Annotated in this window: 15 protein-coding genes; 5 read left to right on the forward strand and 10 right to left on the reverse strand. The window is 69.7% G+C overall.

The features are described from left to right. Nucleotides 1-129: 129 nt before the first annotated feature. The 6 genes from AC5W7N_RS21710 to argC are packed head-to-tail and all read right to left on the reverse strand — an operon-like array spanning nucleotide 130 to nucleotide 6,022. A complete protein-coding gene (locus AC5W7N_RS21710) occupies nucleotides 130-645 on the reverse strand; it encodes an arginine repressor (RefSeq protein ID WP_163813795.1) in 516 nt (171 codons plus the stop codon). Continuing rightward, the gene (argF, locus tag AC5W7N_RS21715) at nucleotides 642-1,625 is read right to left on the reverse strand and encodes an ornithine carbamoyltransferase (protein WP_195020967.1); all 984 of its coding nucleotides are present in this window, start codon (nucleotides 1,623-1,625) and stop codon (nucleotides 642-644) included. The genes AC5W7N_RS21710 and argF overlap by 4 nt, the downstream gene beginning before the upstream one ends. Next, entirely contained in the window at nucleotides 1,622-2,830 is a 1,209-nt protein-coding gene (locus AC5W7N_RS21720; RefSeq protein ID WP_195020968.1) for an acetylornithine transaminase, read from the reverse strand. Before AC5W7N_RS21720 ends, argF begins: the two co-directional genes overlap by 4 nt. Beyond that, nucleotides 2,827-3,753: an acetylglutamate kinase gene (gene argB, locus AC5W7N_RS21725; RefSeq protein WP_163813792.1), complete on the reverse strand. Its 927-nt coding sequence runs from the start codon at nucleotides 3,751-3,753 to the stop codon at nucleotides 2,827-2,829. Before argB ends, AC5W7N_RS21720 begins: the two co-directional genes overlap by 4 nt. Continuing rightward, nucleotides 3,750-4,967, reverse strand: coding sequence for a bifunctional glutamate N-acetyltransferase/amino-acid acetyltransferase ArgJ (gene argJ, locus AC5W7N_RS21730; protein ID WP_195020969.1), 1,218 nt, complete (start codon nucleotides 4,965-4,967; stop codon nucleotides 3,750-3,752). Before argJ ends, argB begins: the two co-directional genes overlap by 4 nt. Next, the gene (gene argC / locus AC5W7N_RS21735; RefSeq protein ID WP_194992840.1) at nucleotides 4,964-6,022 is read right to left on the reverse strand and encodes an N-acetyl-gamma-glutamyl-phosphate reductase; all 1,059 of its coding nucleotides are present in this window, start codon (nucleotides 6,020-6,022) and stop codon (nucleotides 4,964-4,966) included. The genes argJ and argC overlap by 4 nt, the downstream gene beginning before the upstream one ends. A gap of 92 nt (nucleotides 6,023-6,114) precedes the next feature. Between argC and AC5W7N_RS21740 the strand changes: the two genes are divergently transcribed. Beyond that, nucleotides 6,115-6,318, forward strand: coding sequence for a hypothetical protein (locus tag AC5W7N_RS21740; protein WP_195020970.1), 204 nt, complete (start codon nucleotides 6,115-6,117; stop codon nucleotides 6,316-6,318). 55 nt (nucleotides 6,319-6,373) lie between these two features. Here the strand turns inward: AC5W7N_RS21740 and AC5W7N_RS21745 are convergent, their stop codons facing one another. After that, a complete protein-coding gene (locus tag AC5W7N_RS21745; RefSeq protein ID WP_195020971.1) occupies nucleotides 6,374-7,720 on the reverse strand; it encodes a cation:proton antiporter in 1,347 nt (448 codons plus the stop codon). A gap of 171 nt (nucleotides 7,721-7,891) precedes the next feature. Here AC5W7N_RS21745 and AC5W7N_RS21750 point away from each other — a divergent pair, with 171 nt between their 5' ends. The 3 genes from AC5W7N_RS21750 to AC5W7N_RS21760 are packed head-to-tail and all read left to right on the forward strand — an operon-like array spanning nucleotide 7,892 to nucleotide 10,109. Next, nucleotides 7,892-8,488, forward strand: a complete 597-nt coding sequence (locus tag AC5W7N_RS21750; protein WP_195020972.1) for a dihydrofolate reductase family protein — start codon at nucleotides 7,892-7,894, stop codon at nucleotides 8,486-8,488. A 2-nt stretch (nucleotides 8,489-8,490) separates the two neighbouring features. Continuing rightward, the gene (locus AC5W7N_RS21755) at nucleotides 8,491-8,832 is read left to right on the forward strand and encodes a YciI family protein (RefSeq protein ID WP_195020973.1); all 342 of its coding nucleotides are present in this window, start codon (nucleotides 8,491-8,493) and stop codon (nucleotides 8,830-8,832) included. A 47-nt stretch (nucleotides 8,833-8,879) separates the two neighbouring features. Beyond that, on the forward strand, nucleotides 8,880-10,109 hold the full coding sequence (locus AC5W7N_RS21760; RefSeq protein WP_195020974.1) for an RNA polymerase sigma factor: 1,230 nt from the start codon (nucleotides 8,880-8,882) through the stop codon (nucleotides 10,107-10,109). On the opposite strand, the gene AC5W7N_RS21765 is transcribed toward AC5W7N_RS21760, so the two are convergent. Both AC5W7N_RS21765 and AC5W7N_RS21770 read right to left on the reverse strand, forming a co-directional pair. Further along, nucleotides 10,080-10,976, reverse strand: a complete 897-nt coding sequence (locus AC5W7N_RS21765; RefSeq protein WP_195020975.1) for an alpha/beta fold hydrolase — start codon at nucleotides 10,974-10,976, stop codon at nucleotides 10,080-10,082. The genes AC5W7N_RS21760 and AC5W7N_RS21765 overlap by 30 nt on opposite strands. 124 nt (nucleotides 10,977-11,100) lie before the next feature. Beyond that, a complete protein-coding gene (locus AC5W7N_RS21770; RefSeq protein ID WP_163813784.1) occupies nucleotides 11,101-11,592 on the reverse strand; it encodes a pyridoxamine 5'-phosphate oxidase family protein in 492 nt (163 codons plus the stop codon). Nucleotides 11,593-11,653: 61 nt separating this feature from the next. On the opposite strand from AC5W7N_RS21770, the gene AC5W7N_RS21775 reads away from it, so the two are divergent. Then, nucleotides 11,654-12,619, forward strand: coding sequence for a helix-turn-helix transcriptional regulator (locus AC5W7N_RS21775; protein ID WP_194990249.1), 966 nt, complete (start codon nucleotides 11,654-11,656; stop codon nucleotides 12,617-12,619). A gap of 28 nt (nucleotides 12,620-12,647) precedes the next feature. Here AC5W7N_RS21775 and AC5W7N_RS21780 read toward each other — a convergent pair whose 3' ends face one another. After that, the gene (locus AC5W7N_RS21780) at nucleotides 12,648-13,808 is read right to left on the reverse strand and encodes an FAD-dependent monooxygenase (RefSeq protein ID WP_195020976.1); all 1,161 of its coding nucleotides are present in this window, start codon (nucleotides 13,806-13,808) and stop codon (nucleotides 12,648-12,650) included. Between the last annotated feature and the right edge of the window lie 31 nt (nucleotides 13,809-13,839).

Below are 13,839 nucleotides of genomic sequence, written 5' to 3' on the forward strand. Positions count from 1 at the left end.
CACCAGGTGCCTTGATCAATGCGACCCGCAAGGGAGGCGATGCGGTCGATCTGCTCGACATCGGCGCCGTACCGGCGCATCACGTATGTCATTGCCGTCCCGCAGTCGGCCCGAAGAGTTGCGGGCAATTTACGCCAAGCGTTCGATCTCCGCCGCCAGTTCCGCTCCTGTCATCGGCTCCCGAGCGATGACGGCGATCGTGTCGTCGCCGGCGATGGTCCCGACGACGTATGGCAGCGAGGCCCGGTCCAACGCGCTGGCGAGGAAGTGGGCGGCGCCGGGTGGGGTGCGCAGGACGGCGATGTTGCCGCTGGCGTCGGTGGAGACCAGCAGGTCGCCGAGGAGTTTGGAGAGGCGGCCGGTGCCGCCGGTGACGCCGCGGACGGGGCTGCCGTCCTCGGGGACGACGTAGACGCCCGCACCGCCGTCGGCGGCGCGCAACTTCACCGCGCCGAGTTCGTCGAGGTCACGAGACAGGGTGGCCTGGGTGGTTTCGATGCCTTCGGCGGCGAGCAGGGCGGCGAGTTCGGTTTGGCTGCGCACCGAATGCGCTGACAGCAGCGCCACGATGCGGGACTGGCGGCCGGCCCGGGTCGCGGCGGTGGCCGGACCCGGGGCGCCGGTGTCGGAGGTGGGCACGCTCATCGTCGGCCGTTCTGTCTGTCGAGCAGCCACACCAGCAGCGCCTTCTGGGCGTGCAGGCGGTTCTCGGCCTCGTCCCAGACCACGCTCTGCGGGCCGTCGAGCACCTCGTCGGTGATCTCCTCGCCGCGATGAGCGGGCAGGCAGTGCAGCACAACGGCTTTCGGCTGCGCCTTGGCGAGCAGGCCGGCGTTGATCTGGAAGCGGCGGAACGGGCCGACGCGGTCGAGGCCGTCGTTCTCCTGGCCCATCGAGGTCCAGGTATCGGTGACCAGTGCGTCCGCGCCCTCGGCGGCGATGCGCGGATCGTCGGTAAGGGTGACGCTGCCGCCGGTGTCGGCCGCACGGGCCCGCGCGGCCTCCACGACCCACGGCAGCGGCGCGAAACCCTCGGGCGCGGCAATGGTGACGTGCAGGCCCGCGGTGACGCCGCCGAGCAGCAGCGAATGGGCCATATTGTTGGCGCCGTCGCCGAAGTAGGCGAGCTTGCGTCCGGGCAGCGGGCCGAGCTGCTCGGTGAGGGTGAGCAGATCGGCCAGCACCTGGCACGGATGGAATTCGTTCGACAGCGCGTTCACCACGGGAACCGTTGCGGTGGCGGCCATCTCGTCGAGCCTGGACTGTTCGAAGGTGCGCCAGACGATGGCGTCGACGTAGCGCGAGAGCACCCGTCCGGTGTCGCCGAGGGTTTCCTCACGGCCCAGCTGGGTGTCGCGGCCGTCGACGACGACGGCGTGCCCGCCGAGCTGGGCGATGCCGAGCTCGAAGGAGAACCGGGTGCGGGTGGAGTTCTTCTCGAAGATCACCCCGACCCCGCGCGGGCCCTCCAGCGGACGACGCGCGAACGGCGCGCCCTTGAGTTCGGCGGCCAGGGCCAGCACCTCGGCCTGCTCGGAGGGTGTCAGGTCGTCGTCACGCAGGAAATGCCGTACCGCCGTGGCCGGGATCGAGCCGTTCACGGGGGTGGAATCGGACAGCGTCATGCGGAGGCTCCCTTCGCGTCGGCCGCGGCGAGATCGAGGATCTCGGGCAGATCGGCGACGAAGTTGTCGGATTGGGTTTCGGTGAGCACCAGCGGCGGCGCCAACCGGATGACGTTCGGCTTGGCCGGATTCACCAGATAGCCTGCGTCCCGCGCCCGCGCCTCGACCTGCGCGGCCACGTCCTCGGTGAGGACGATGCCGATCAGCAGTCCCGCGCCGCGCACGTGATCGATCAGCGGGTGTTCGAGCAGCGCGATGCCGTCGCTGAGCCGCTTGCCCAGCGATTCCACGTGCGCGAGCAGACCCTGTTCGTCGATGGTGCGCAGCACCGCGAGGGCGGCCGCCGCGCAGACCGGGTTACCGCCGAAGGTGGTGCCGTGCAGGCCGGGAGTGAGCAGGTCGGCGGCCTTGCCGGTGGCCAGCACCGCCCCGATCGGCAGCCCGCCGCCGAGGCCCTTGGCCAGGGTGATGACATCGGGGACGATGCCGACGGCCTGGTGGGCGTAGAACTTGCCGGTGCGCCCGATACCGGTCTGCACCTCGTCCAGGATCAGCAGCGCACCGTGCTTCGCGGTGATCTCGCGGGCCCGCACCAGGTAGTCCAGCGGCGGGACCACGACACCGCTCTCCCCCATCATCGGTTCGAGGAAGACCGCGGCGGTATCGGAATCGACCACCTTCTCCAGCGCGGCGGCGTCACCGTAGGGCACGTGCACCACACCGGGCGGCATCGGCTCGAACGGCGCCCGCTTGGACGGCTGCCCGGTGAGCGCGAGCGCACCCATGGTGCGGCCGTGGAAGGCCTCGTCGCAGGCGACGATCTTGCGCCGGCCGGTGAGCCGCGCGATCTTGAACGCGGCCTCGTTGGCCTCGGTGCCGGAGTTGCAGAAGAACGCTTTGCTGTCACCGGTGCGGCCGTCACCGAAGTGGTCGAGCAGCCGTTCGGCCAGTTCGATCACCGGCTCGTTGCCATAGATGTTGGACACGTGCCCGAGCGTGCCGAGCTGCTGGGTGACCGCCTCCAGGATCGCCGGATGGGCGTGGCCGAGACTGTTGACGGCGATCCCGCCGAGGAAGTCGACATAGCGATTGCCGTCGGCGTCGTAGACCACCGCGCCCGCACCGCGCACCAGCACGATGTCGGGGGTCTTGTAGTTGTGCATCAGGGCGGCCGACCACCGCTGCCGCAGGTCCTCTGTGCTCATGCTCCGGCTCCGTTTTCGTTCGTCCGCCCGGACGGTGCCGGGGTGACCATGGTCCCGATGCCCTCTCCGGTGAACAGTTCCAGCAGCACCGAATGCGGGACGCGTCCGTCGATGACGTGCGCGCTCGGCACCCCGCCACGCACCGCGCGCAGGCAGGCTTCCATCTTGGGCACCATGCCCGCATCCAGGCGCGGGAGCAACTCCGCCAGGGCGTCGGCGTCGATGGACGAGGTCAGCGACGAGCGGTCCGGCCAGTCGGTGTAGAGGCCCTCGACATCGGTGAGGACCACCAGTTTCTCCGCGCCGATGCCCTCGGCCAGTGCGGCCGCGGCGGTGTCGGCGTTGATGTTGTGCACGACGCCGTCGGCGTCGGGGGCGATGGTGGACACCACCGGGATGCGGCCGGCACCGATGAGGTCGAGCACGGCGGCGGGGTTCACCTCGGTGACGTCGCCGACCAGGCCGATATCGGTGGCCTCGCCGTCGACGTCGACGGTGCGGCGGGTGGCGGTGAACAGATGCGCGTCCTCACCGGAGATGCCGACCGCGTACGGTCCGTGCGCGTTGATCAGCCCGACGAGCTCGCGCCCGACCTGGCCGAACAGCACCATCCGCACCACATCCATGATCTCCGGTGTGGTGACCCGGAAGCCGCCGCGGAACTCGCCGGTGAGCCCGAGCCGCTTCAGCATCGCGTTGATCTGTGGGCCGCCGCCGTGCACGACGACCGGGTGCACGCCGACGGTGCGCAGGAACGCCATATCGGCGGCGAAATCGCGCTTGAGCCGGTCGTCGATCATGGCATTGCCGCCGTATTTGACGACGACGATCTTGTCGTGGAACTTCTGCAGCCACGGCAGCGCGTCGGCGAGGACGTGCGCCTTGTCCAGGGCCGAGAGGCTGTGCAGGATATCGCCGGTCATGAGCTGTAGGCCGAATTCTCTTCGACGTAGCCGTGCGAGAGGTCGGTGGTGCGGATGCTCGCGGTGCCGTCGCCGAGCCGCAGATCGATGTGGACCTCGATATCGGTGCCCGACAGGTCCACCTCGCGTGCGCCCGGTGCGCCCATGCCGTCGACGCACACCGGCTGCCCGTTGAACGACACCGAGATCAGGTTCGGGTCGAGGGTGATCGGTGCGATGCCGACGGCGGCGAGCACACGCCCCCAGTTCGGATCCGAGCCGAACAGAGCGGTCTTGACCAGACTGTCGCGCGCCACGGCGCGGGCAGCGATCAGAGCCTCGTCCTCGTCGACGGCACCGGCGACGGTGACGACCACGCGCTTGGTGACACCCTCGGCATCGGCCATCAGCTGGGCGGCCAGATCATCGCAGACCGCGAGCACGGCGGCGTCGAGTTCATCCTGCGTCGGGGTGACCTCGCTGGCGCCGTTGGCCAGCAGCAGCACGGTGTCGTTGGTGGAGCAGGAGCCGTCCACATCGAGCCGGTCGAAGGTGAGCCGGGTGGCCTTGCGCAGCGCCTGATCCAGTTGCTCGGCACTGGCCTGCGCGTCGGTGGTGAGCACGACCAGCATGGTGGCCAGCGACGGCGCGAGCATGCCCGCACCCTTGGCCATGCCGCCGACGTTCCACTTGTTCTTATGGTGGAACGACGCCTCTTTCGGCACGGTGTCGGTGGTCATGATGGCGTAGGCGGCGTCGGTGCCCCCCGACATGCCGCCGCCCATCTCGTGCACGATCTCGGTCACGGCCGGAATGAGCTTGTCCATCGGCAGCCGGTCACCGATCAGGCCGGTGGAACACACCGCGATCTCGCCCGCGCCGGTCTCGGTACCCCAATTGCTCAGTGCGGTGGCCAATTCCTCGGCGGTGCGGTGCGCGTCCTGGAAACCGCCGGGCCCGGTGCAGGCATTGGCGCCACCGGAATTGAGGATGACCGCGCGCAGCGCACCGGATTTCAGCACCTGCTGCGACCACAGCACCGGCGCGGCCTTCACCTTGTTGCGGGTGAACACCCCGGCCGCGGCGTACTCGGGTCCCTCGTTGAACACCAGCGCCAGATCGGGATTGCCGTTGGCCTTGATCCCGGCGGCGATACCCGCGGCGCGGAAACCGAGCGGCGCCGTCACACCCTGAGTGCGGATCAGCTTGCCGTCGGCGGTGTCGGTTGTCGTCACGGTGCCACTCCTACGGTGGAAAGTCCTGCGGTCTCCTCGATCCCGAGGGCCAGATTCATCGATTGCACCGCGGCGCCCGCGGTGCCCTTGGTCAAGTTGTCGACCGCGCCGATCACCACGAGCAGGCCCGCGGCCTCATCGATGGCGACCTGCAGGGCGACGGCGTTGGAACCGAGCACCGCACCGGTCTGCGGCAGCACACCTTCGGGCAGCAGATGGACGAAAGGCTCGTCGGCGTAGGCCTTCTCGTAGACCGCGCGAGCCTCGGCGGCGTCGACCTTCACCGGCGCGGTGCAGGTGGCCAGGATGCCGCGCGGCATCGGCGCGAGCACCGGGGTGAACGAGACGCTGACGTCGGTGCCGCCGGCGGCGCTGAGATTCTGCGCGATCTCCGGGGTGTGCCGGTGGGCGCCGGCGATGTTGTAGGCGCGCACCGAACCCATGACCTCCGAGCCGAGCAGGCCGACGTCGAGTTTGCGGCCCGCGCCGGAGGTGCCGCTGACCGCGACCACGTTCACCTTCGGCTCGATGATTCCGGCGGCGATGGCGGGGGCCAGCGCCAAGCTGGCGACGGTCGGGTAGCAGCCGGGGACCGCGATCCTGGTGGCGCCGCGCAGCTTGTCCCGGCCGCCGGGCAGTTCCGGCAGACCGTAGGGCCAGCTGCCCGCGTGCGGGCTGCCGTAGTACTTCTCCCACGCGGCAGCGTCGGTGAGCCGGAAGTCGGCGCCGCAGTCGATGATGACCGTCGAGTGCGGCAGCTGCTCGGCGAGCGCCGCGGACTGCCCGTGCGGCAGACCGAGGAAGACCACGTCGTGACCGGCCAGTTCCTCGACGGTGGTGGGCGCGAGCACACGGTCGGCGAGCGGCAGTAGATGCGGCTGGAGCGCACCGAGCCGGGTGCCGGCGTTGGATCCCGCGGTCAGCGCCCCGATGACGAGGCGCCCGGTTCGGTACTCCGGATGACCGAGCAGCAGGCGCAAGACCTCGCCGCCCGCGTATCCGCTGGCACCAGCAACCGCGACCCGCACGACGGGTCCGTCCGAGGAATCAACCATGTGATGATTATGCACGACCATGCAAGCTCATTCACCGGCGGTGCGGGAATTTCCCTTATCCACACTACCGCCGGATGCGCTAGGCTTAGAACATGCGTTCGAATCGCGTGTTCGACGATCGGTTGAAGGCCCTGGACAAGGCCACCGATGGTCTGCTCGCGCTCGACCTCACCCAGGCCACCGACGCCGACCTCGACGAGCTCCAGCGCCGGGTGGAATCGCGGACACGGCATCTGGCGGGCTTCGTCGTCCGGGTGGTGGCGCACCGTCGCCGACCGGGCGATCGCGAGGAATAGGCGCAGCGCGAGACCGGCGTCGCCGTTGCGGCCGGGCAAGACCGGCCCGGCGGGTTCACTCGCGCCCGGCCGCCTCGTCCCGCCCGGCCGCCTCGTCCCGCCCGGCCGCCTCGTCGGCCCCGGTCACCCTGTCCCGTCCGGTCACCCCGTCCCGTCTAGTCGCCCCGTCGGACCCGGCCGTATCGCCACGCGACCCCTGGTCGCCGCGCGCACCCACCCACCGGGCCAGTAGCGGGAACAGCAGCACCGTCGTCGCACCGGCCGCCACCATCGTGGACGCCAGCCCCTGTTCCATCAGACCGGTGCTGGTCGCCACCTGGGTGACGGCGACGATGATCGGCAGCCCGGTCGCGGCGTACAACGCCAGCTGCAACCGTTCGCGCGGGTCGCCGAGATTGGCGCCGTGCGGAACGAACCGCTCGCTGAACCACACCGGCACCCCGCGGGCCACCGCGATCGACACCACGAACAACGCCCAGGTGACCGGCTCGTCGGCCACCGCGGCCACGTCGATGCCCATCCCGGAGACGACGAAGAAGATCGGAATGAGCACCCCGTAACCAATGGTCTCGAGCGAGGCACCGATCTCCTGGCGTTCCCCGCCGAGCAGTTTGCGCAGGATGATGCCGGCGGCGAACGCGCCGAGCACCACATCGAGCCCGAACTCCTCGGCCAGCGTCATCAGCACCAGCAGCAGCAGGAACACCACCCGCACCGGCAGCTGCGCGGTCCCGGCCGACAGTTCGGTGAGCAACCGCCCGAAGGCGGGCACCCGGTCCAGGATGTGCTGATGCATCAGGCCGATCAGGGCGGCCGCGATCGCGAACAACACCAGCACCACGATCGCGGCACCGATATTGCGGCTGGTCAACAGGATCGACATGGCCACAACGGGGCCGAGCTCGCCGACGGCGCCGTGCGCGAGCACCGCTCGGCCGAGACCGGAGTCGCGGATGCCGCGCGCCTTGATGATCGGCAGCAGCGTGCCGAGGGCGGTCGAGGTCATCGCGATGGCCACCGCCGCGACCGCGGTGAACGTCGCGTCGTTGGCGACCACCGCGACGAACAGCATCGCCATCAGCAGGCAGGCGAGCCAGGTGAACCAGGCGGTGCGCCCGCGCCTACCGCGGAGCAGTTGTGGGTCGAGTTCGTAGCCGGCCAGCAGGAACAGCATGCCGAGCCCGAGTTCGCTGAGCAGATCGACGCCGCCACCGGTATCGGCCAGGCCGAGCGCGTGCGGGCCCAGCACCACCCCGAACAGCAGCAGGATCACCACGTCCGGCACATAGCCGCGCAGCAGGCGCGCGATCAGCGGTGCCGCGACGGCGGCGGTGCCGATCCAGAACAGCGACACGATCGGCGCCACGCTCGCGCTGCCGGCCGCCTCGGCCAGGTTCACCATCCGGTCATGGTGGCACGGCGCGACGACCGGTCACGGGTACGACACCGGCGATGGTGGCCGGCCGTCGTCTTCGGAGCAGAAATTTTCCGCTCGACGGTGTCGATCCGGGTGTGCGCCGTTCGTGTAGGGGATGAGACCGTGCATCGGCCGGTCCGGAAAGGAGCCGGAACAATGAGCAGAATCATTGCCGTGGTGAGCGTGACACTGGACGGCGTCATGCAGGCACCGGGGCGCGCGCAGGAGGATCCACGCGACGGATTCGCCCACGGCGGCTGGGCATACCGATTCGGCGACGAGGTGCAGGCCAGGGTGATGGCCGAGCACATGGCCGAGCACCAGGGCGCCCTGCTGCTCGGACGCCGCACCTACCTGGATTTCGCCGGATATTGGCCACACCGGTCCGGCAATCCGTTCACCGAAGTACTGAACAAGACCGACAAATACGTCGCATCGACGACGTTGATCGAACCGCTGCCGTGGCAGAATTCGATCCTGCTGGACGGAGACGCGGTCCAAGCGGTCCCCCGGCTACAGCAGCGGCGGCCCGAGCTGGATCTCGTGGTGCTCGGCAGCGGGAATCTGCTCCGATCGCTGATGGCGCACGGTCTGGTCGACGAGTATCTGCTGCAGATCCATCCACTGGTGCTCGGGAGCGGGCGGCGACTGTTCGACGGACGGACCACGGTCGGCGATCTCCACCTGGTCGACTGTGTCCGCACCACGACCGGGGTGCTGATCGCGACCTATCGCACCGCCGAGAGGAGCTGACGATGCCGCAATACCTGCTGGGGATCTACCAACCCGATACCGAGAAGGTGCCCGACGATCTCGACGAGATCATGCGCGATCTCGAGGCTCTCAACGACGAGATCCAGGCCGCGGGCGCGTGGGTGTTCGCCGCCGGGCTGCACGCGCCGAGCGCCTCGACGGTGGTGCGGGCGAACGGGCCCGACACGCTGATCACCGACGGGCCCTACATCGAGGCGAAGGAACATATCGGCGGATTCACCATCATCGAGGTGGCCGATCTGGACGAGGCGCTGCGGTGGGCGAGCAGGCTGGCCGCGGTGGTGACCTTGCCGATCGAGGTGCGGCCACTGGCCGGGGGCTAGCGGTGCGCTCCGGCGAGCACGATCGGGACGACCGTGCGGCGCCGCCGGTGACCGAGGCGCACATCCGGGAGGTGTTCCGCGACAACTACGGTCGCGCGGTGGCCTCGCTGATCCGCGTCTTCGGCGATATCGGCCTCGCCGAAGACGCGGTCCAGGACGCGTTCACCGCGGCGGTCGTGCGCTGGCCGGCGGACGGGCTGCCGCCGAGCCCGCCCGGCTGGATCATCACCACCGCCCGGAACCGGGCGATCGATCGGCTGCGCCGCGACGCTTCCCGCGCCGACCGGCATGCCGAGGCCGCGCTGCTGTATGCCCGCGACGAACCGGCGCCACGGGAGGCGGTGCCCGATGATCGGTTGCGGCTGATCTTCACCTGCTGTCATCCGGCGCTGGCGATGAACGCGCGGGTGGCGTTGACCTTGCGGCTGCTCGGCGGGTTGAGCACCGCCCAGATCGCACGAGCGTTCCTGGTGCCGGAACCGACCATGGCGCAGCGACTCGTGCGCGCCAAGAACAAGATTCGTGACGCCCACATCCCGTATCGGGTGCCCGGCGCCGATGAGCTGCCGCAGCGGGTGCCATCGGTACTCGCGGTGATCTACCTGATCTTCACCGAGGGCCACACGGCCACCGGCAGCGCGGAATTGCTGCGCGCGGACCTGTGCGCCGAAGCGATTCGGCTGGGCCGGGTGCTGCGGGAATTGCTGCCGGACGACCCGGAAGTGCTCGGGCTGCTGGCGTTGATGCTGCTCACCGACGCCCGGCGCCCGGCCCGCACCGACGACGACGGCACCCCGATCGCGGTGTCCGAACAGGATCGCCGCCGGTGGGACCGGGCGCTCATCGCCGAGGGGCACGCACTCGTCCGGGAGTGCCTGCGCCGCAATACGCCGGGGCCCTACCAGATTCAGGCCGCGATCAATGCCGTGCACACCGACGCCGCGACCGCCGCCGACACCGATTGGGCGCAGATCGTGCAGCTCTACGACCAGTTGACGGCGGTCGCGCCGAGCCCTGTCGTCGCGCTCAATCGCGCGGTGGCGGTCGCCGAAACCGAGGGCCTGGCCACCGCGTTGCCCCTGGTCGAGGATCTTCCGCTCGCGGACCACCATCTCTTCCATGCCGTGCGCGCGGACTTGCTGCGTCGCCTCGGCCGAGCCGAGGAAGCCCGCACCGCCTACGACGAAGCCATTCGCCGGACCACCAACGAGGCCGAACGTCGCTACCTGCTCCGCCGGCGCGAGGAGCTAGCCCGGCGGCAGGACGGCGGGCGGTGAGTCGTCCTCGGCTCGGGTGCCGACCTGCTTGCGTAGGAAGGCCTCCAGTGGAGTGAGCACGGCCTGCGGGTCGTCGACGAACGGCCAGTGCCCGAGCCCTTCCAGGATGTGGATCTCGGCGTCGGGGAAGAAGGTTCGCTGCTGGTCGGCGAAGCGCACCGGGATGTAAGGGTCGCCGTCACCCCAGATCACGCAGACCGGCAGACCATCCGCCGCGAGGCCGGAGTCCTTCTCCGGGAACGCACTGCTCGGATCGCGCGAATTCCGGTAGAGCCGCAGCACGGCCCGCTTGTGGGACCAGTCCGCGTAGCGGGCCACCCGCTCGACGTAGCTGCGCGGGATCGGGCGTGGGTTGTCGCGGCTGAGCGCGATCCGCATGGCGCGCCGGTTGCTCATCAGCTGGAACAGCTCGCCCAGGAGGGGCGTCTGCCAGATCTTGGCGTAGCGATGCCAGCGGTAACCGTCGAGGACACCGCAGTTGATCACCGTGAGGCTCGCGAGTTCGTCGGGGTGGTCGAGCATCCACCGCATGCCCCACGGCCCGCCGAAATCGTGCAGCACCAGGTGCACCCGATGCACACCCAGCTGGTCGAGCAGCACGCCGAGGAACCGCGCGTGCCCGATCACGCTGTGGTCGAACGTCCGCGGACGTTCGGAGCGTCCGAAGCCCGGCATGTCCATGGCGATCACCCGGGCGAACCCGGCGATGACCGGAGCCAGCTCGGCCCAATCGTCCATGGGACCGGGATTGCCGTGCACGAACACGACCGCTTCCGCGCTCCCGCCGGGATCACTGTCGTAGACGGCGCAGCGCACACCGTCGACCGTGTGCTGGGTGAGCTCGAGTTCCGAAATGGTGTCAGACAAGTCGCAGCATCCTTGATCGTCGCCCCCGCCAGCTCCGATGCCACTGGCTGTGCCGCGAAGCCTACCGCCACCGGAGGCCGGCGGGCCCGGCTTCGACCGATTGCCCGCCCGGCCGCGGGCGCGTTCAGCGCTTCTCGACGACCCGCTCCCCCGCGCCCGGCTTCCAGATGGTGATCTCGAGGCGATCGTCGACCACCTCCACCGATGAGGCGGTGGTGAGATCGGCGACGAAGAAGTGATCGAACTCCTGGTCACGAATGTCGAAACCGCTGTCGTCGAACAGCTTCTGCGCGAATCGCGCATGCACCGCGCGGTCGGCGATATCGGTGACGCGCCCGAAGAGTTTGGCGTCACCATCGGAGACATGGGTGTCGACGGTGGCGGTGTGCAGGCAGAACCGGGGATCGCGGGCCAGATCCTTGAACTTCGTGGTGTTCGGCATGCCGACGATCACCAGCTGGTCCTCGAAGATCATCGGCTCGACCGGACTGATCCGCGGGAAGCCGTCGGAGCGGAGCGTGCCGAGCATGCAGAGGTTGCCGGTGGCCTTGTGGCGGCGCAGGAAGACGGTGGAGATCCGGGGCGCTTCTTCGGTGAACTGGCTCCAAGTGGTCATAACCCGACGGTACGAGCCATTGCTGACATCTTCTGTCAAGGTTTACGGCTAGTCTGCGGGTGTGCGGGCGAGCCGATTGGTGCAGTTGCTGTTGTTGCTCCAGACGCGCGGCCGGTCCACGGCGGCGCAGCTGGCGCGCGAACTGGAGGTCTCGGTGCGCACGGTCTACCGCGATATCGACGCGCTGTCGGCGGCGGGGGTGCCGGTGTACACCGAACCGGGACGGGCAGGCGGGGTCGAGCTGGTCGACGGCTACCGGACCCGTCTCACCGGGCTGACCAGCGACGAAGCCGATGCGGTGCTGCTGGCCGGCCTGCCGGGCGCCGCCGCCGATCTGGGGTTGGGCACGGTGCTGGCGACCGCGCAGCTCAAGGTGCTCGCCGCGCTCCCGCCGGAACTGCGTGGCCGTGCCACCCGGATCGCCGAGCGCGTGCACATCGACGCACCCGGCTGGTTCCACCGGCCCGAACAGACTCCGACGCTGGCGACCGTCGCCGATGCGCTCTGGCACGACCGCAGGCTGGTGATCCGCTACGCCCGCAAGGACCGCACGGTCGAGCGCACCCTCGACCCACTCGGGCTCGTCTTGAAGGCCGGCACCTGGTACCTGGTCGCGCGCGAGGGCACGGCGGTGCGGTCCTATCGCGTCGGCCGCATCGAATCGGCTACACCGAGCGGCGAAACCTTCGACCGCCCGGACGATTTCGACCTGTCCGCGCATTGGACGGCGTCGGCGGGGGAATTCGCGCGGTCGATGCTGCGGGTGCGCGCACGATGCCGGATCGCCGGGACGCATCTGGGCCTGCTCCGATTGATGAACGATCCCGCGGCCGTCAGCGAGGCGTTGGCCTCGGCCGGCCCACCGGATGACGACGGCTGGGTAGAGCTGACGGTGCCCTCCGAATCCTGGGATGTGCTGATGACCGGCCTCCTCCCGCTGGGCGAATTCGCCGAGGTGATCGAACCGCCCGAACTGCGAGCCCGCTTCGCTGCCACCGCCGCCGGCATGCACGCGCTGTATCGCTAGCCGCCCGGTGGCCTGCTCACCGGCGTCCTCACTCGGGTGGTTGCCAGGTGAGCGCGGGCGCGAACGAGCCGAGCATCGCGCGCCCGGGCGTCAGCCGCAGGAGCGTATCGCGCACCAGCACCGCGGGGGCCGATGACAGATGTGCGGCGATGCCGATGCGGCGCGAGCGGCGGGCGATGTCCTGGGTGCGGGGCCGGCGGATCCGGTCGTATTCGGCCAGCGCGGCAGGCACCGCATCGCTGCGGTCGAGCAGCGACGCGAGGGTGACGGCGTCTTCGAGGCCCTGATTGGCGCCCTGGCCCATATTCGGGGTCATGGCGTGCGCGGCGTCACCGAGTAGTGCGACTCGCCCGAGGACGTAGCTCGACAGCGGAGGCAGTTCGTAGATGTCGTGCCGCAGCACCGAGCCGGGCGCCACGGCATCGAGCAGCGCCGGGATCGGATCGTGCCAGGCGCCGAAACGCCGCCGCACCTCGGCGTATTCGCCGTCGGATGCGCGAAGTCCCGGCGCCGAGTTGGCGACACCGAACATGTAGACGCGATCGTCAGGCAGGGCGATGACGCCGAAACGCTCACCGCGACCCCAGCTCTGGCCGCCGTCGTGCAGCGCGGGAACCGGATGCGCGGTGATCATCCGCCAGGCGGTGTAGCCGGCGTAGCGGGGCGCGGGCGCGCCGGGGAACACCGTTTGCCGTACCGCGCTGTGGATTCCGTCGGCACCGATGACGAGGTCGGCGCTGGACACGCCACCGCTGTGCACTACCTCGACCTGATCATCGGCGTGTTCGACGCCGGTGACAGTGCAGCCGAGCCGCACGGTTTCGGCCGGTACCGCACTGCTCAGGATCTCGAACAGGTCCGCCCGGGGGATCATCACCACTTCGCCGAAGCGACGTTCCAGCTCGGCGGTGTCGGTGCGGGTGAGCCAGCGGCCATCGGGCCTGCGGATGCCCGCGTCGGTGTCGGCCATCGCTCGCTCGCGCACCGGGTCGCCGAGGCCGATCCGGTCAAGTGCGCGTAATCCGTTGGCCCACAGGGTCAATCCCGAGCCCGCCTCACCGACCGCCGCGGCGCGTTCGAGGATCTCGATCCGCCAGCCCCGCCGGGCCAGGGCGACGGCGGTCGCGAGACCGCCGATCCCCGCGCCCACGATGATCGCGCGCTGTTCCGTGTGCCGCGTCGCCGCCATCCCAGCCTCCACTACATCCGTAGTAACAATT

Source organism: Nocardia sp. CDC519 (genome assembly GCF_059509835.1).